The sequence below is a fragment of the Arthrobacter sp. SLBN-83 genome, from assembly GCF_006715285.1.
Taxonomy (GTDB): domain Bacteria; phylum Actinomycetota; class Actinomycetes; order Actinomycetales; family Micrococcaceae; genus Arthrobacter.
The window spans coordinates 670857-687288 of record NZ_VFMX01000001.1 but is presented as its reverse complement, the minus strand read 5'-3'; the positions used below and the strand labels follow the sequence as shown (position 1 = coordinate 687288).

Below are 16432 nucleotides of genomic sequence, written 5' to 3'. Positions count from 1 at the left end.
GATGCGCACTCTCGTTGTTGACCACCCCCTGGTCGCCCACAAGCTCACCGTCCTGCGGGACAAGAACACGCCGTCGCCGGTTTTCCGCCAGCTGACGGAGGAGCTGGTGACTCTGCTGGCCTACGAGGCCACGCGGGAGGTCCGCACCGAACCCGTCACCATCCAGACGCCCGTCAGCACCACGATCGGCACCGCGTTCACCAAGCCCACGCCGCTGGTGGTTCCCATCCTGCGCGCCGGCTTGGGAATGCTGGAGGGCATGACCAAGCTGGTCCCCACCGCCGAGGTGGGCTTCCTGGGCATGGCCCGGGACGAGGAAACGCTGGACATCATCACCTACGCCGAGCGCCTTCCGGAGGACCTGACGGGCCGCCAGGTCTTCGTGCTGGATCCCATGCTCGCCACCGGCGGCACCCTGCGGGAGGCCATCAAGTTCCTCTTCAAACGGGGCGCGTCCGACGTCACCTGCATCTGCCTGCTGGCGGCCCCGGAGGGCCTGGCCAAGCTGGAAGAGGAACTGGGCGACGCCAACGTGCACATCGTCCTGGCCTCCATCGACGAGAAGCTCAACGAGAAGTCTTACATCGTTCCCGGCCTGGGCGATGCCGGCGACCGGCTTTACGGCATCGCAGGGTAGTTTTCACCCTTTTTCGATCGGTGTCCCCCCCGCTAGCCTGTGCGGATGGACTGGAAACTCGAACTTGTCTTTGTCCCTGTATCCGACGTTGACCGCGCCAAGGATTTCTATGTCAACAAAGTGGGTTTCAATGCCGACTACGACGAGCGGCCTTCGGACGACGTCCGCTTTGTCCAGCTGACGCCGCCCGGTTCTGCCTGCTCCATCTGCATGGGCGAGGGGCTCTTGGACGCTCCTCCCGGCACGGGGACCACCCTTCAGATGGTGGTCGATGACATCCAAAAAGCGCACGACCACCTGAAGAACAATGGCGTGGACGTCAGTGATATCGAGGTGCTGCCTTGGGGCCACTTCGTCTACTTTGCCGACCCGGACGGCAACAAGTGGGCCGTCCAGTACATCCCGTGGCGGAATACGGGGCAGGACAACAGTGCGCAGGACGCCGGGCAAGGCAACAGTTGAAAGCAAACCGCGGGCCGCATCGTGATGATGCGGCCCGCGGTTTGCTGGAATCCCTCAACTTTGCCCCGTCAACAAGGAGTACGACGGCGGGTGCTGGGGACGCGCCGTCGTGCGCCCCCAAAGGTGGGGAGATTCAGTGGGTGGTTCCCACTTCAAGCGCTGGCGCCAGGGGAGGGGTGCCTAGTACCAGTTGTGTGCCAGGTGGAAGTTCAGTGCGCCGCAGGGGGACTGGTAGCTCTTCTTGATGTAATCCAGGCCCCAGTTGATCTGCGTGCGGTAGTTGGTCAGGTAGTCGGCTCCCGCGCTGGCCATCTTCTCGGCAGGCAGGGACTGGACGATGCCGTAGGCCCCGCTGCTGGGATTGGTGGCCGTAGTGGTCCAGTCCGACTCCTTGGTCCACAGCGTCTGCAGGCACTGCATCTGGTCAGGTCCCCAGCCAAAGGTGGCCAGCTGGCCAGCTGCATACGCCTGGGCGCCGGCCGGATCATTAACCGCGACGACGGGCGCAGGCTCAGGTGCGGGTGCCGGAGCGGGTGCGGGTGCCGGAGCAGGTGCGGGTGCCGGAGCCGGGGCTTCAGCTGCGGGGGCTGCCGGTGCAGGCGCGGGGGCTGGATCCGCTGCCTGGGGCGCCACGCTGATTGCAGCCGGAACCGAGGATGCCGGGTTGGAACGGATTTCGCTCTTCTCAATGCTCATTTGGGCGTCGGCCGCTGCCGTGGAAGAGTTTGAATCGGTGGATGACACCGGAGTCATGCTGCTTGTCGCCTGACCTGCCGCGCCAACCCCCACCAGCACCGCGCAGGATGCTGCGAGGATCCCGGCTCGCGTGCCGAAGCTGGTTTTCTTGGCGGGCTTTGTAGCTGCCTGCTGCTCTGCCCGGTGTTTAGCCTTGGCATGCAGGCGTGATTCTGCCGTGTTTTTGGACATGATTGATCGCCTCTCACACCTGCGGAGTTAGCTGTCGGGTTCGGATGAGGGCATCCGGCCGCACGGAAAGATCACGTGCGTGCTTAACCCCAAGGGCGTTCATTGCCCGGGACGGTGGGTCCCCCGCCTCTGCCGTTGCTCAATCGGAATCCGGGGAAGCGGCAGAGCTTGGCGTCAACCCGGGATATGCGGCCCGAACGGGAGCCGCACCCAATCGACGGTACAGGAAAAGTACGTCAATGTCACATTTAGGTAACGGATGTCACGATCTCCAGCGCGCCGGTTTGCTGCGGGCGCCCCGTCCAATCGTTATTTTGCGTACGCCGGGGGCTGTTGTTACCTGGCGAGGGCGTAGACAGTAGTGCCGCCGATGCTCTGCGGAGTGAAGTTCTCCGACACCCACTGCGCGATCTGCCCGGCGGCATCCGAACCGGAGGTGGACCGCATGGTTCCGCCGCTGATGAAGTAGTGGATCTTTCCCTGCCTCACGAGGTCCTGGAACTGCGCCAGGGTGGGGGAGGGGTCGGTGCCGTTGAAGCCGCCCACCGCCATTACCGGCAGTTCCGTTGCCAGTTGGTACCCGGCGGCATTGTTGGAGCCCACTACCGCTGCTGCCCACGTGTAATTGGATGCGCCGTCCTTGAGCGCGGCCACAAGATCCGCCGACGGGGTGGGTGCGCCGAGAAGTCCGCCCATGCCGCCCCCGGGGCCGCCGGCAAATCCGGCTCCGCCTTGGGCTGTCCCGCCAGTCCCCCCAGTCCCACCGGGGTTGGCCTGCTGCTGGAAGCCCTGTCCTGTAGAGCCCTGTCCTGTAGAACCTTGTCCTGCAGAGCCTTGTCCCATGAATCCCTGCCCGGGGAAGCCTTGCCCCGTGCCCCGTCCGGACGTGTTTCGGCCGGCTGCACTGAAGCCTCCCGGCCCGCGTCCGCCGGCGCCGAAGCCGGAGGCTGGCCCTGCGCTGACGATTGCCCCGCTGTGCGCCGTCGCCGCGGTGGTGAAGGAGTAGGCCAGGGGGCCGGCGAGCGACGCAACAACGGCGAGGGCCGCCGTCGTCCGCTGCACGGAACGCAAGCCCAGGAACCTGTTGAGCCCGATACCTGCTGCGGCCGCCAAACCTCCGGTGAGCACCAGCCAGCGCACCCATGGGCCGTAGGCGGACGTGGTTCCCAGCAGGTAGAAGGCCATCACGGCTGCCATGGCCACCGCAGCAGCCAGGAAGATGCACGCAGCTGCTTCCCGGCGGTGCTGCCACAGCAGAACGCCGCCCAGGCCAGCCAGTCCGGCGATGCCCGGCGCCAGTGCCACCGCGTAGTAGGGATGGATGATGCCGGCCATGAAGCTGAACACCAGGCCCGTCACCAGGACCCACGAGCCCCAGATGATGACGGAAGCGCGGACGGCATCTGTCCGCGGGGCCCGTCGTCCCACCCATAGCAGCCCCGCCGCAAGGATGAGTGCGGACGGCAGGAGCCACGCAACCTGCCCGCCAAACTCGCTGTTGAACATCCGGAACAGGCCCGGAACACCCCAGCCGTTACCGCCGCCCACGCTGCCCGTTTCGTCGCCCGTCAACCGGCCCAGCCCGTTGTAACCCAGGGTTAGTTCCAGGATGGAGTTGTTTTGCGACCCGCCAATGTAGGGCCGCCTGTCCGCCGGAGTCAGCTCCACAGCCAGCAGCCACCATCCGGCGGAAACCAGCATGGCTGCCGCCGCGGCAACCAGCCGGAGCAGCCGCCGCCACATCCCGGAGGGGCCCGCCACCGCGTAGGCCACGGCAAATCCCGGAACCACCAGGAGGACCTGCAGCTGTTTGGCCAGGAAACCAAAGCCAAGGAACACCCCGGCCAGCAGGAGCCAGCGCAGCCGGTCCTCCTGGACTGCGCGCAGGACCCCGTACGCGGCGGCAGTCATGAGCAGCACCAACAGGGCGTCCGGGTTGTTGAACCGGAACATCAGCGTGGCCACCGGGGTGAGGGCAAGGACCGCCGCCGCCAGCAGGCCTGCCCGGTGCGCGAGCCGAACCTCACCGGCAGCCGGCGCTGCGGCCCGCCGCACCGCGAGATACAGCAGCCAGGCAGTGCCAACCCCCATCAGCGCCTGGGGAACCAGGATGCTCCAGGAGCTCAGGCCAAAAATGCGGACTGACAGCCCCATGATCCACAGGGCGGCCGGCGGCTTGTCCACCGTGATGGCATTCGCGGCGTCGGAGGAACCAAAGAACCACGCTGCCCAGTCCCGCGATCCGGCCTGGGCAGCGGCGGAATAGAACGCGTTGGCCCAGCCGGACGCCCCGAGGTTCCACACGTACAGTACGGCCGTACCAGCCAGCACAGCTGCAAGTTCCAGCCGCCGCCGGAAGGCCGCGCGGTCAGGGAGGGCGAACCCCGCCCGGCGCGCCAGCGGATTCCCTCCCGGGCGGACTGCGGTGTTTACAGCGATGGTGTGCTGGCTGGCCATGGTGTCCTACTTGGTGAGCTGGTAGACGGTTGAGCTGCCCACGGTCTGGGCCTGGAAATTGGCCTGGACCCAGGCCGCCACCTCGGAATTGCCGCCCCGGCCACCCATGCGCCCTCCGCCCATGCCGCCGGCGCCACCCTCGATGAAGTAGCCGATCTGGCCCTTGGCCACCATGTCCTGGAACTCGGCCAAAGTGGGATACGGGTCGCCGCCGTTCCAGCCGCCCAAGGCAATGACGTTGGTGTCCGTGGCCAATTCCAGGCTTGCCGCCTGGCTGGCACCGGAGACGATGGCCGACCACTTTGTGCTGGTGGCCTTCAACAGCGCAGTCACAGCGGCATCGGGGGTTCCTTCACCGGGACCGCCCGCACCACCGGGGCCACCGGCACCGTCCCCGCCGCCATCGGGTGCGCCGCCGAAGCCATTCATGGTGTCGAGTCCGTCGGTTCCGGTGGCAGAGTCCGTGGCGGAGTTCCTGCCGTCGGTCCGGTCGCCCCGGAAACCTGCTGCCCGGTCACCGAAAGCGCCCGCCGAACCCGCGGGCCCCGACGTCGGAATGGAGCCTGAGTGCGCGGAAGCAGCCGTGGCCACGGTCCAGGCACCCGCCCCAAGCCCGCCGGCCAGCAGGGATACGACGACGACGGCGGCAGCCCCGGCGCGCCGGAACCGTCCGGCAGTGCCCAGTGCGTCGAGGCGGAGCAGGATTGCCGCGGCGGCAAGGACACCGAGGATGATGACCGCCACGCGCAGCCAGGGGAGCCAGGATGCGTCGCGGCCCAGGAGGACGGAGGACCAGATCGAGGTGCCCAGGACGGTCGCCGCCAGGACAATCCGGGCAGGCCAGTATGCGCGGCCGCGCCAGAGTTCCACTGCACCTATGCCCACCAGGGCCGCGATGGCCGGCGCCAGTGCAACGGAGTAGTAGGGGTGGACGATGCCGCTCATGAAGCTGAAGACCCCCGCGGTGACCAGGAGCCAGCCACCCCACAGGATCAGGGATGCGCGGCTTGGGGACGTGCGGACTTCACGCCGGGTAAACCACAGGCCCGCCACAAGCAGGACCATGGCTGCAGGCAACAGCCATGACACTTCGCCGCCGAAGCTCGTCCCGAACATCCGCAGCAGGCCGGCAGCCCCGCCGAAGCCGGAGTTGCCGCCGCCGAAGCCGCCAGCTGGCCCACCTGCTGCACCTGCAGCTCCTCCGGCTCCGCCGCCGGGCATGACTTCTCCCGAACCGGTGATTCTGGCCAGGCCGTTGTAGCCGAAGGTCAGTTCCAGGAAGCTGTTGGTGGTGGAGCCGGCCATGTACGGGCGCTCTGAAGCCGGAGTGAGCTGGAAGAGCGCCACGTAGCTACCGGCCACCACAATGATTCCGCCCAGGGCGCCCAGCAGGTGGGCAATGCGGTGCCGGATCGAGGTGGGCGCCGCCCACAGGTAGGCCAGTCCAAGCGCCGGGACGATCAGGAAACCCTGGAGCATCTTGGTGAGGAACGCCAGCCCGATCACGGCTCCAGCCGCCACCAGCCACTTCCAGCCGGCCCGCTCGATGGCGCGGGTGGTGAAGTACGCCGCCAGGACCAGGCACAGGGTGAGCATGGCGTCCGGGTTGTTGAACTTGAACATGAGCGCCGCCACCGGCGTCAACGCCAGGGCGCCGCCTGCCAGCAGGCCGGCCGCCGGTCCGGAGACCCGTTTGACGGCCAGGTAGAGGAACCCGACGGCGGCCACACCCATGAGTGCCTCCGGCACCAGCATGCTCAGCGGCGAGAAGCCGAAGATCCTGCCGGCGAGGGCGGGGATCCACAGTGCGGCGGGCGGCTTGTCGACCGTGATGGCGTTTCCGGCGTCGAGCGAGCCGAAGAGGAAAGCGGTCCAGTCCTTGGTGCCGGCCTGGATGGCCGCGGCGTAGAAGGAGTTGCCGTATCCGGTTGCTGCGAGGTTCCACAGGTACAGGACAGCCGTGGCTGCGAGGAGCCCCGCCGCGGAGGGCCGCACCCAGCGTGCCTGGTTGCCGAAGGCGTGGCGGGTCCAGCGCGGCATTGGCTTGCGCGATACCGGGTTCGCTGTTCCGGTTCGGCCTGCCGCGGGGCCGGTGGGCGGGTGCAGGGAGTCGGGGTGCTGGGCGTCGGGGTGTTGGGCGTCGGGGTGTTGAGGGCTGCCGGGGGAGCCTGCGCCCGCCGGCGAGATGGTGGAGGTCATGATGCTGCCGTTTCTGTTGACGTTGTGGCCGAAGCGTTCTCGGCGGTGGGTTCGGCGGTAGTGCCGGTACGGGTTTCGGCGCTGGTTCCGGAATTGGCATCGCTGGCGCCGGGAGACAGCGTGCCCGGTGCCTTGTCCCGGAAGACCCACAACCGGAACAACAGGAACCGGACAGCCGTGGCCCCAAGGTTCGCCGCCACTACGGTGAGCACTTCCGCCCACCGGTCGGGCGTCGTCGTACTGTGCACCAGGGCGAGCGCTGCGGAGGTGAGCAGCAGGCCAATGCCGAAAACTATCAAGCCCTCGAAGTGGTGCCGGACCGGATTGCCGCCTTGGATGCCGAATGTGAAGCGCCTGTTCGCGCCGGTGTTGGCCACCGCAGTGATCAGCAGCGCCAGGAAGTTTGCCAGCTGCGGGTCCATGAAGCCGCGGCAGAACAGGAAGATCAGCAGGTAGGCCAGGGTCGAGGCGGCCCCGATCACGGCGAACCGGACCAGCTGGCCGAACAGGCTGCTGCCGCGGGTCTGTTCGCCTTCCCGCGACGACGCCGGCAGCGGGCCCCGCGCCAGGGCGGCGCGCAGCTCCGGTACCGGGATGCGGCCGTAGACCAGGTCCCGGGTAAGCCGGGCCATGCCGCGGACGTCCGCCAGCGCGGTCCGGACCACGTCCACACTTGAATCCGGGTCGTCAATCCAGTCGACGGGAACTTCATGGACCCGCAGTCCGCAGCGCTCGGCAAGGACCAGGAGCTCGGTGTCGAAGAACCAGGAATTGTCCACGGTGTAGGGCAGGATCTGCTGGGCGACGTCGGCGCGGATGGCCTTGAAGCCGCACTGGGCGTCGCTGAACCGGGCACCCATGAAGGAGTGGAGCATCAGGTTGTAGCTGCGCGAGATGAACTCCCGTTTGGGGCCGCGGACCACGCGGGAGTTGCGGGTGAGGCGGGTGCCGATGGCCAGGTCCGAGTGCCCCGAGATCAGGGGTGCCAGCAGAGGGGGCAGGGCGGCAAGGTCGGTGGACAGGTCCACGTCCATGTACGCCAGGACGGGCGACGGCGACGCCAGCCATACCTTGCGCAGGGCATTTCCGCGGCCCTTCTCGTCGAGGTGGACCACCGCGAGTTCGGGGAACTCACGTGCCAGCCGTTCGGCGATCTTCAGGGTTCCGTCGGTGCTGGCGTTGTCCGCCACCGTGATCCGGAAGCTGTGCGGGAAAGAATCGCGCAGGTGGTTGTGGAGCCTGCGGAGGCATTCCTCAAGGTCGCGTTCCTCGTTGAAGACGGGAATGGTGACATCAAGGACGGGAACTGCGGTTCTGGTGTCGACGGGCGCGCGGCGTACGGCGCGCCCGCGGGAAGGGAGGCCAGTGGATGGAAGTCCGGCAGATGGAGGGCCCGGCGGCGCCACCGCGGCGTCCTGCAGGGTTCCTGAAGTGGAGTCGGTGAGCGTCATGAATCAAGAGTGGCGCCGCCGGATTTGTGGGCTTTAGGCACAACCTGTGACGTGCCTGTGTAAGTGTTGCTGCCCTGGTTTTAGGCCTTGGCCGGCCCCGCGGCAGGGAGGCGTACGGCGAACTCGGTCCTGCCGGGCCGCGAGACCAGTTCCACGCTGCCGCCATGGGCCGCCACGATGGATTCGACAATGGACAGGCCCAGCCCGGATGACCCTTCCCAGCCGGAGCGGGCGGTGTCGGCCCGGGTGAAGCGGCTGAAAATGCTGCCCTGGAATTCGGCGGGGATACCCGGGCCGTCATCGGTGACCGTGACCACCACACTCCCGTCTGCGGAGCGCATTACGCCGGTGGTCACGGTGGTGCCCGCCGGCGTGTGCTTCCGGGCGTTGGAGAGCAGGTTGGCCAGCACCTGGTGCAGCTGGGTGGTGTCCCCGCGGACCGTGACGGGTTCGTCGGGCAACTTCAGCTGCCAGGTGTGGTCCGGGGCCATGACCTTCTCGTCGCTGACCGTTTCGATGACCAGCTGGGTCAGGTCCACATCCGTGGTCTCGGTTGCCTTGCCCTCGTCCAGGCGGGCCAGCAGCAGCAGGTCCTCCACCAGCGCGGTCATCCGCTCCGACTGGCTCTGGACGCGGCCCAGCGACTTTTGCCCGTCCTCCGTAAGGTGCTCGGTCATCCGCATCAGCTCGGTGTACCCGCGGATGGCGGTCAGCGGAGTTCGGAGTTCGTGGGAGGCGTCGGCAACGAACTGGCGCACCTTCATCTCGCTGCGTTGCCGGGCTTCCAACGCGCTGGAGACGTTGTCCAGCATCAGGTTCAGGGCATGGCCCACACTGCCCACCTCCGTGGTGGGATGCGCTGCGGAGGGCGGCACGCGCACGGCGAGCGCCACCTCACCGGCATCCAGCGGCAGCTTGGAAACCTTGGTGGCGACGTCTGACAGCTGCTCAAGCGGCCGCATGGTCCTGCGGATGAGGGCCGTACCGGCAAGCCCGATCAGGACCAGGCCACCCAACGAGACCAGCACCATGGTCAGTACCAGCGAGGCCTCGGTGCTTTGCTTCGTCGCGAGCGGCAGGCCGGTGATCACCACGTCACCGTAAGGGGTTTGGGTGGCCATCAGCCGGTAGTCGCCGTTGGACAATTCGCGGTCCACCGGTACGCCGTCGTGGGGGAGTGCCTGCAGGGTGGCAACGTCACGTGAGGTCAGGGAGATACGGGTGGCGTCGGAGGACAGGAACCCTGCCTCCCTGCTGACCTGCCCGTTCACCACCCGGGCATTCAGCGTTCCCACGCTTTGACCGCGTGCATCGAGGGGATCGGGGCGGCCCGAGGGGTTGCCTTCGGGCGGCCGGCCGCGGGACGCCAGCTTCAGCTGCGCATCCAGTTGGTTGGTAAGGACCACGTCCATCGAGGCATAGCTGACCACGCCGATCGCGCCGGAGATCGCCACCAGGAGCGCCATGGAGAGCAGGATCAGGCGGGTGCGGAGGTGCCAGGTGGAGGGGTTGAACCAGGACCGGCCGGCGGGCCGGGGGACACCGGAAAGCGATGACATGCTTTTCCTTGGCTAGTCTGCGGGCTTGATGACATAGCCCGCCCCGCGCACGGTGTGGATCATCGGCGGATGGTTGGCTTCGATCTTCTTGCGCAGGTAGGAAATGTACAGTTCCACAATGTTTGCCTGGCCGCCGAAGTCGTAGTCCCACACGTGGTCCAGGATCTGGGCCTTGCTGACCACGCGCTTGGGATTCTCCATCAGGTAGCGGAGCAGCTCGAACTGGGTTGCCGTCAGCTGGATCTCCTCCCCGGCGCGGGTGACTTCCCGGGTGTCCACGTTGAGCACCAGGTCGCCCACCACCAGTTCGGCGGTGTCCATGGCGGCCACCCCGGAGCGCTGCACCAGGCGGTGCAGGCGCAGCAGCACTTCCTCCATGCTGAAGGGCTTGGTGACGTAGTCGTCCCCGCCGGCGGCCAGCCCAACGATGCGGTCTTGTACTGCGTCCTTCGCCGTCAGGAAGAGCGCAGGCACCTCCGGCGCAAAGGCGCGGATCCTGCCCAGCAGCTCCACGCCGTCGAACCCGGGGAGCATGACATCAAGCACCAGGACGTCAGGATGGAAGTCCTTGGCCAGCTTGACGGCGGTGGGTCCGTCCCCGGCCACGGCTACCGACCAGCCGGCCATGCGCAGCCCCATGCTCATGAGCTCGGACAGGCTGGGCTCGTCATCCACCACCAGGGCGCGGATGGGGGAGCCATCGGGGTGGGTGAGCTGCGGAAGGTTGTTGGTCATGGGGTGCGGGGATGCCATGGGACAACCCTCCGATCTGCCGGTTTGCCGATGCTTTGCCGTTGCTGTGTTCCAGCTGTGAACTCCAGCCTAGCCAGCCGGGGCGCACAGGACATGCAGCCCCGGTAAGGTCCGCGCCTGCCCTTCCGCCAGGTCACAGGCAGGCTTGGCCTCCGGCACAGGCGCCGCACAGCAAACCGGCAGAACCTGATCGAACAACAAGACAGCACCTCACCAGCATCAATCACTTCTTGGAGAAAGCCATGGATCAACAGGACAACCGGTCCGTCGCGGGGGCATCAGCACAGAAGGGGCAGCCGGCACCCGTGTGGGGCGGCGCCCCGGCCGACCACGCCAACGACGCTCCGGACCACGCCGCGTACCAGCCGATTTCGCAGCAGCCGGCACAGGGCTGGGGCGCGCCCGTTCCCGGACCGCCATCCGCAGGATGGGGCACGACGCCGGCAGCCGGCCAGGAGCCCCGCCCCGGCACAGGGTGGGGCGCGCCGCAGCCATACGCGCCAAACGGTTCGCCGCGGAGCGGGAAAGGAAGCTGGACTGCAAAGAAGGGTTTGCTGGTGGGCGGAGTGGCGGTGGCAGTTGCCGCAGCGGCCGGTGCCGGCGCCTATGCTGCCGGAAACGGTTCCACTGCTGCTTCAGCCAACAACGGCCTGGGCGCAGGTGGCAGCGGCCAGTTCGGCCCCGGCGGGCAGAGCGGTATGAACGGGCAGAGCGGTATGAACGGGCAAGGCGGCATGGCGGGCCCGGGTAGCCAAACCGGCACGGACGGCGGCGGGACAGGGCGCGACATGGACGGTGGCGGGACAGGGCGCGACATGGACGGTGGCGTGGGGCTGGACGGCGGTCCCGGTGGTCTGGGGATGGGCGGAGCAGGCCTCAATGCAGCCGTCCACTCTGAATACGTCGTCCTGCGGGACTCAAGTTACGTGACCATGGCAGGCCAAACCGGCACGGTGACGGAGATTTCGGAAACCTCCCTGACCGTCAAGAGCGAGGACGGTTTTTCCCGGACCTACGCTGTGGGCAGCGATGTCCAGGTGTCACAGGGTATGCGGCAGCGCGGTGGCTCCGCCGGCAGCACGCTCAGCCTGTCCAGCGTGACCACCGGAGCGACTGTCCGCGTTACGGCGCTGAAGAATTCGGACACCTACACCGCGCAGACCATCCAGCTTGCAGCAGCCGGCACTGCAACAACTCCCAACCCGGGAACCAGCAGCAACTGAGGGTCGGGACAACGAGCACCGCCGTCACTCCGCCCATCCTGCCTCCGGCCAGAGGATTTTCAGCAGAAAATACGCCGGAGGCAGGACATCGGCTGGACACGCAGTAGCCAGCGCTGGGCGATTCCACGTCAAACGGTTGAATTTCGGTGCTGTTCGGCGATGGCGCCTGCTCGCGAATTATATTTTGGAAAGACCCTCAAAAGAGCTTTTTGGCCGGATAAGAGTCGAAATATAAGCCCGCTGCCGAACTAGTGACATCGACCACAATTCCGCGATTTGTCTCACGATGCGGACCCTTCGGTCCATTGTTACTTGCAAGTTGGCATTGTTACGCTGCACACTTCCAATGTGAACAAGAACTCAACAGCACCTGCAGCCGCAGAATATTGGCCCAGCACATCCGCTGCTGCCGACATGCGCTGTTGTCGAATGCACGCCTGACCTTCCCACCCACCGAAGTTCTTAGGCATTCGCCCCCAAGCCCAGCGTCGGGCGCCCCTCCCCGCTCTGTGCAAACGGGGAAGTCAGCATTCGAGCCGCGAAGGCGGCCATTTCACATTGAGGTAAAGCATTCCATGTCAGTAGCATCCGGATACGTCCACATCTCTGTCCGTAACGCAGCCAAGGCAGGGCAGCCCTCGGGCCTCCGTCCCGGTTTCGGCCCGCGACAGGCGCTCGCTCCCTCCACCTCCGGAAGCAGCTTTCCCGGCCAGGGCTTCGCCCCCCAGGGATACAACCCCAACTCCTACGGCCAGCTCCGCGCCGTGCACCCTGCTGAGTCCGCTCCCGTTACGGCCCCTACCCCGGTTATTGCCGGAGCAAACGCCGTACGTCCGGTACCTAATGAGAACGTGGCCCGCGGATTCGTCCTCTACATGGGCATTGACGAGGAAACCGCAGCCGCAGCCGGCACCTCCATCGCCAAGCTCGCCCAGGAAATCCGCGCTTACGCCCAATCGCTGGTCTCCGGCGCCGAGAGCTACGCCGCCGTGGCCGTGGCCCCCGCCGGCACCCCCGGTTCCGCGCTTGACGTCGTCCGCTCCACCTTCGGCGACCCCACCGTCAACTCCCGCCAGCGCACCGAGGCCCCCCGTCCTGCCCAGCAGCAGGAACCGCGCCCGTCCGGCGTCCTCATCGACCTCGCCCGCCGCGAAGTCCACCTCGACGGCGAATCCCTCAACCTCACCTTCAAGGAATTCGAGCTCCTCAACTACCTCGTGGAAAACGGAACCCGCACCGTGGGCCGCGACGAACTCCTCGAAGGACTGTGGCGCAACGCCGAAGAAGTGCCCAACGAGCGCACCATCGACGTCCACATCCGCCGCCTTCGCTCCAAGCTGGGCCGCCTTGCCAACACCGTCCGCACGGTCCGCGGCCAAGGCTACCGGTTCTACGAGCACCCGGAAGTTGTTGTCTGGGCCGCTCCGGAGTACTCGATCTAAGTCTCTTGCGCACGAAGGCGACCTGTTCCCGTGGAACTGGTCGCCTTCGCTCTCGCGAGGCATCCTTCGGCGCCTGCGCTCGTGCCTCCCCACCGCCTCCCTCGCCTCGCAAGCTCGGCCAGGGAACCCTGGCGGCGTGGGCCCAACGCAACAACGGCGCCTTCGGGATATGCTCCCTTTGGCATCCCAAGCCTTTGCGGCTGCTTGGTCCTTGCGTCACTGTGGGCACGCTTTGGGAACTTTGTCTGTGACTGCGCCCTGGTTTCGCGGGCCTTGTCTGGTTGCCCGCTGATGAAAGCGTGCTCTGTGTGACGCCCGTGGTGCGTCCTGTTCACTCCCGTCCTTGGCTGCGCTGGCTGGGGCTAGGCTTGGGCCATGAGTTCGCACCATGTTCGACGCCTTGTGATCATGCGCCACGCCAAGGCCGACTGGCCCGGCGGGGTGGCCGACCATGAGCGGCCCCTCGAGGAGCGCGGGCACCGGGAAGCTCCGCTGGCCGGCCGGTGGCTGCTCAAGCACAACGTCGTCCCGGACTTCATCCTGTGCTCCAGCGCCCTGCGGACCCGGCAAACCTGTACGTGGGTCTGCTCGGAACTCGGCGACAAGGCTCCCACGCCCAAGCTTGAAGACGGCCTTTATGCGGCGTCGGCGCTTCGGATGCTCAGCGTGGTCAACCACGTGCCGGAAACCGTGACCACGCTGATGCTGATCGCGCACCTGCCGGGCGTCCAGGACCTGGCCATGCACCTCGCCTCACGGGACTCCGACCACGACGCCTACATGGACGCCGCCACCCGGTTTCCCACCAACGCGCTGACGGTCCTTGAAACGGAGAAGCCGTGGGCGGAACTGGACGGGCAGGACGCGCGGATCACCCGCTTCACGGTTCCCCGCGCACACTAGGATCCGCCCACTGGGAGCCGCACGTTAGGATCCGTTACGAGGTCTGGCCTGCTGGCCTCGGGCCCATTAGGCGCCGGGCACGCTGGCGGCGATTTCGCGCAGGAGTCCGGCTATGTGCCTGATGCCCGGGCTGGCCGTCATGGTCCTGCGGTGGACCAGTCCCACCTGGCGGACTTGGACCGGGTTGACCACAGGGACGGCAGCCACCCCGGGCGGCAGCGCCGGACGCCCGAGTCGGGGAACGAGGGCAACCGCGACTCCCTGTTCCACCAAGGCGACGTGCGTCGCGAAGTCGGGATCGTAAACCCGGATGTCCGGCACGCGTCCCAGGTCGGCGAAGATGCGGAGCAGAGCCTCATTGCAGATTGCCCCGCCCGGCGTGCTGATCCATTTCTCATCAACCAGTTCGGCCGGTTCAACCTCCGGCCGCTGCGCCAATGGGTGGCTGCGGTGAACCAGGACATCAGCCACGTCCTCACACAGCCATTCCAGCGTCAGGTGTTCCGGGATTACCAGCGGCACTGAGTTCCAGTTGTGCACCAGGCCAAGGTCGGCTTCCCCGTTTGCAACACGGGCCACGGCCTCGCGCGGATCCTCCGCCAGGACGGCAACGCTCAGCGCCGCGCCTGATTGCTCCAGCCGCGCCAGCAATGGTCCCACCAGCCCGCGGCAGGCGGTGGAAAAGGACACAATCTTCAGGCTGCCGCTGGGCTTTGCGGGGTCCGCCAACAGCGTGGACTGAAGCTCTTCCAGTTCAGCCAGGATGCGGCGGCCGTATGCTGCCAGTGCCAGTCCGCGCTCCGTGAGCAGGACCCCGCGGCCACGGCGCTCCAGCACGGCGAAGCCCGCCTCCTTCTCCAGCTTCTTGACCTGCTGGGACACGGCCGAGGGGCTGAACCCCATGGCTTCGGCGGCAGCGATGACGGAACCGTGCTGCTTAATTCCTGCCAGTGCCCGCAGTGATGCGATGTCGATCATGAAGCAAAGGTACATGATCCAGTGCATAAATGAGCGCTGGTGCTTCATCCGCTGCTCTGCGACAGTGGAGGCGTGAACCTGCGAGACTCCCTCCTTGCCGTCCTCGTGGCCCTGCTGTGGGGCCTGAACTTCGTTGCCATTGACCTCGGGCTGCACGCTGGCGGGCAGGACTTCCCGCCGCTGCTGTTCGTTGCCATGCGCTTCGTCCTGGTGGTCGTCCCGTGGATCTTCTTCGTCAGGAAGCCGGACGTCAGCTGGAAGGCCATCATCGGCGTCGGACTCTTCATGAGCGCCGGCCAGTTTGGCCTTCTCTACCTGGCCATGGCGCTGGGCATGCCCGCAGGGCTCGCGTCCCTGGTCCTGCAGGCGCAGGTGCTGCTGACCGTCCTCCTAGCTGCCGCCTTCCTGGGCGAACGTCCCAGCCGGCGGCAGTTGGCTGGAGTGGTGCTCGGCGTCGCCGGCCTCGCGCTCGTGGCGGTGGGGCGCAGCGCCGTGGCCCCGCTCCTGCCGCTGGTCATCGTCCTGGCCGCAGCCCTGTCATGGGCGGCTGGAAATGTCATCGTCCGCAAGGCCAAAGCAGCCTCGGGCCTCGGGCTGGTGGTCTGGTCCGGCGCCGTGGTTCCACTCCCGCTGGGCGCTCTGTCCGTCCTGTTGGACGGGCCGGACACCGTGTGGCAGTCGCTGTCCACCCTCCAGGCACCGACCATGCTCAGCGCGCTCTACACCGCAGTTTTCGCATCACTGGTGGGCTACGGAATCTGGAACCGGCTCCTTGCCAGCCACCCGTCGTCGGCCGTTGTCCCCTTCACCCTGCTGGTCCCGGTGGTGGGCATGAGCGCTGCCTGGCTGGTCCTCGCAGAGGTGCCGTCGCCCACGGAAATGGCGGGCGGACTGCTCCTGCTGGGTGGCGTGGCGACGGCGGTGCTGGGCAGTGCGGGCGTCCGGCCTCAACGGCGGGAGGCGGAGCCGCTGCCGGACCTGGGTGCGGGCCTGGCGGCAGGGGATGCCGACGACGGACGCTTGGCAGCTGCCGCGGGCCCACCGGCCGGGGTACGTGAAGCGGAGGGCCGCTGAGGGGTGGCTGCCTGGGTACCGCTGCGCGGAGCCGCGCTGCGCGGGGCGGCCTGTGGGCGCGGACGCTGAGCCGCTGACCTGCCCTGGCCGTGGGCGGTTCCCCTGGCCACGGCGCGTGCTGCAGGAGAAGCCACTCGCCCTGCGGGTGAAGGCCTGCGCGCGGCGGTCGTTCGCGCCTTGCCCGGCCATAAGGCTCCCAGGAAGAGGACTCCGAAGGTGGCCACAAGGGCGCCGGCAGCGCCGATGAAGTAGTTGTCGGGGTCGCGGGTGGGGAGCGGGGTGCCCAGGAAGGAGGATTGGCCGTCGAACGCCAGCTCCCAGGTGCTGAGGAATGCCAGGGAGAAGCCGAGGGCGAGGGCAGTCCCGG

The 16432-nt window shown here is 67.2% G+C and carries 13 protein-coding genes and 1 riboswitch; of the genes, 6 read left to right on the top strand and 7 right to left on the bottom strand.

The annotated features are described in order from the left end of the window. Position 1 precedes the first annotated feature (1 nt). Together upp and FBY30_RS02995 are read left to right on the top strand one after the other, a co-directional pair. On the top strand, positions 2-637 hold the full coding sequence (gene upp / locus FBY30_RS03000) for a uracil phosphoribosyltransferase (RefSeq protein WP_142131178.1): 636 nt from the start codon (positions 2-4) through the stop codon (positions 635-637). Between the two features lie 45 nt (positions 638-682). Next, positions 683-1099 carry a glyoxalase superfamily protein gene (locus FBY30_RS02995; protein ID WP_142131177.1) on the top strand — a complete coding sequence of 139 codons (417 nt, stop codon included), beginning with the start codon at positions 683-685 and terminating at the stop codon, positions 1097-1099. 180 nt (positions 1100-1279) lie between these two features. Here FBY30_RS02995 and FBY30_RS20615 read toward each other — a convergent pair whose 3' ends face one another. The 6 genes from FBY30_RS20615 to FBY30_RS02960 all read right to left on the bottom strand — a co-directional run bounded on the left by FBY30_RS20615 (position 1280) and on the right by FBY30_RS02960 (position 10445). Next, positions 1280-2026 (bottom strand): hypothetical protein, encoded by a 747-nt coding sequence (locus FBY30_RS20615; RefSeq protein ID WP_160141445.1) that lies wholly within the window; start codon positions 2024-2026, stop codon positions 1280-1282. Positions 2027-2031: 5 nt separating this feature from the next. Next, positions 2032-2192: riboswitch (cyclic di-AMP (ydaO/yuaA leader) on the bottom strand. 170 nt (positions 2193-2362) lie between these two features. Next, positions 2363-4483 carry a glycosyltransferase family 39 protein gene (locus FBY30_RS02980; protein ID WP_142131174.1) on the bottom strand — a complete coding sequence of 707 codons (2121 nt, stop codon included), beginning with the start codon at positions 4481-4483 and terminating at the stop codon, positions 2363-2365. A 6-nt stretch (positions 4484-4489) separates the two neighbouring features. Beyond that, positions 4490-6682: a glycosyltransferase family 39 protein gene (locus tag FBY30_RS02975; RefSeq protein WP_142131173.1), complete on the bottom strand. Its 2193-nt coding sequence runs from the start codon at positions 6680-6682 to the stop codon at positions 4490-4492. Continuing rightward, positions 6679-8133 (bottom strand): bifunctional glycosyltransferase family 2/GtrA family protein, encoded by a 1455-nt coding sequence (locus FBY30_RS02970; protein WP_142131172.1) that lies wholly within the window; start codon positions 8131-8133, stop codon positions 6679-6681. Before FBY30_RS02970 ends, FBY30_RS02975 begins: the two co-directional genes overlap by 4 nt. Positions 8134-8213: 80 nt before the next feature. Next, positions 8214-9692 carry a sensor histidine kinase gene (locus FBY30_RS02965; protein WP_142131171.1) on the bottom strand — a complete coding sequence of 493 codons (1479 nt, stop codon included), beginning with the start codon at positions 9690-9692 and terminating at the stop codon, positions 8214-8216. Between the two features lie 12 nt (positions 9693-9704). Further along, on the bottom strand, positions 9705-10445 hold the full coding sequence (locus FBY30_RS02960) for a response regulator transcription factor (protein ID WP_142131170.1): 741 nt from the start codon (positions 10443-10445) through the stop codon (positions 9705-9707). A 242-nt stretch (positions 10446-10687) separates the two neighbouring features. Between FBY30_RS02960 and FBY30_RS02955 the strand changes: the two genes are divergently transcribed. The 3 genes from FBY30_RS02955 (at position 10688) to FBY30_RS02945 (ending at position 14013) form a co-directional block, all read left to right on the top strand. Continuing rightward, positions 10688-11668 carry a hypothetical protein gene (locus FBY30_RS02955; protein WP_142131169.1) on the top strand — a complete coding sequence of 327 codons (981 nt, stop codon included), beginning with the start codon at positions 10688-10690 and terminating at the stop codon, positions 11666-11668. Positions 11669-12243: 575 nt separating this feature from the next. Beyond that, the gene (locus FBY30_RS02950) at positions 12244-13110 is read left to right on the top strand and encodes a winged helix-turn-helix domain-containing protein (protein ID WP_142131168.1); all 867 of its coding nucleotides are present in this window, start codon (positions 12244-12246) and stop codon (positions 13108-13110) included. A 375-nt stretch (positions 13111-13485) separates the two neighbouring features. After that, on the top strand, positions 13486-14013 hold the full coding sequence (locus FBY30_RS02945; RefSeq protein WP_142131167.1) for a SixA phosphatase family protein: 528 nt from the start codon (positions 13486-13488) through the stop codon (positions 14011-14013). A gap of 66 nt (positions 14014-14079) precedes the next feature. On the opposite strand, the gene FBY30_RS02940 is transcribed toward FBY30_RS02945, so the two are convergent. Continuing rightward, on the bottom strand, positions 14080-14991 hold the full coding sequence (locus tag FBY30_RS02940) for a LysR family transcriptional regulator (RefSeq protein ID WP_142131166.1): 912 nt from the start codon (positions 14989-14991) through the stop codon (positions 14080-14082). Between the two features lie 72 nt (positions 14992-15063). On the opposite strand from FBY30_RS02940, the gene FBY30_RS02935 reads away from it, so the two are divergent. Next, a complete protein-coding gene (locus FBY30_RS02935) occupies positions 15064-16065 on the top strand; it encodes an EamA family transporter (RefSeq protein WP_142131165.1) in 1002 nt (333 codons plus the stop codon). Positions 16066-16432 lie beyond the last annotated feature (367 nt).

Excerpts from the sequence above, each read along its gene's own strand:
- upp (WP_142131178.1), top strand. The coding sequence starts at position 2 with ATGCGCACTCTCGTTGTTGACCACCCCCTGGTCGCCCACAAGCTCACC.
- FBY30_RS02995 (WP_142131177.1), top strand. The coding sequence starts at position 683 with ATGGACTGGAAACTCGAACTTGTCTTTGTCCCTGTATCCGACGTTGAC.
- FBY30_RS20615 (WP_160141445.1), bottom strand. The coding sequence starts at position 2,026 with ATGTCCAAAAACACGGCAGAATCACGCCTGCATGCCAAGGCTAAACAC.
- FBY30_RS02980 (WP_142131174.1), bottom strand. The coding sequence starts at position 4,483 with ATGGCCAGCCAGCACACCATCGCTGTAAACACCGCAGTCCGCCCGGGA.
- FBY30_RS02975 (WP_142131173.1), bottom strand. The coding sequence starts at position 6,682 with ATGACCTCCACCATCTCGCCGGCGGGCGCAGGCTCCCCCGGCAGCCCT.
- FBY30_RS02970 (WP_142131172.1), bottom strand. The coding sequence starts at position 8,133 with ATGACGCTCACCGACTCCACTTCAGGAACCCTGCAGGACGCCGCGGTG.
- FBY30_RS02965 (WP_142131171.1), bottom strand. The coding sequence starts at position 9,692 with ATGTCATCGCTTTCCGGTGTCCCCCGGCCCGCCGGCCGGTCCTGGTTC.
- FBY30_RS02960 (WP_142131170.1), bottom strand. The coding sequence starts at position 10,445 with ATGGCATCCCCGCACCCCATGACCAACAACCTTCCGCAGCTCACCCAC.
- FBY30_RS02955 (WP_142131169.1), top strand. The coding sequence starts at position 10,688 with ATGGATCAACAGGACAACCGGTCCGTCGCGGGGGCATCAGCACAGAAG.
- FBY30_RS02950 (WP_142131168.1), top strand. The coding sequence starts at position 12,244 with ATGTCAGTAGCATCCGGATACGTCCACATCTCTGTCCGTAACGCAGCC.
- FBY30_RS02945 (WP_142131167.1), top strand. The coding sequence starts at position 13,486 with ATGAGTTCGCACCATGTTCGACGCCTTGTGATCATGCGCCACGCCAAG.
- FBY30_RS02940 (WP_142131166.1), bottom strand. The coding sequence starts at position 14,991 with ATGATCGACATCGCATCACTGCGGGCACTGGCAGGAATTAAGCAGCAC.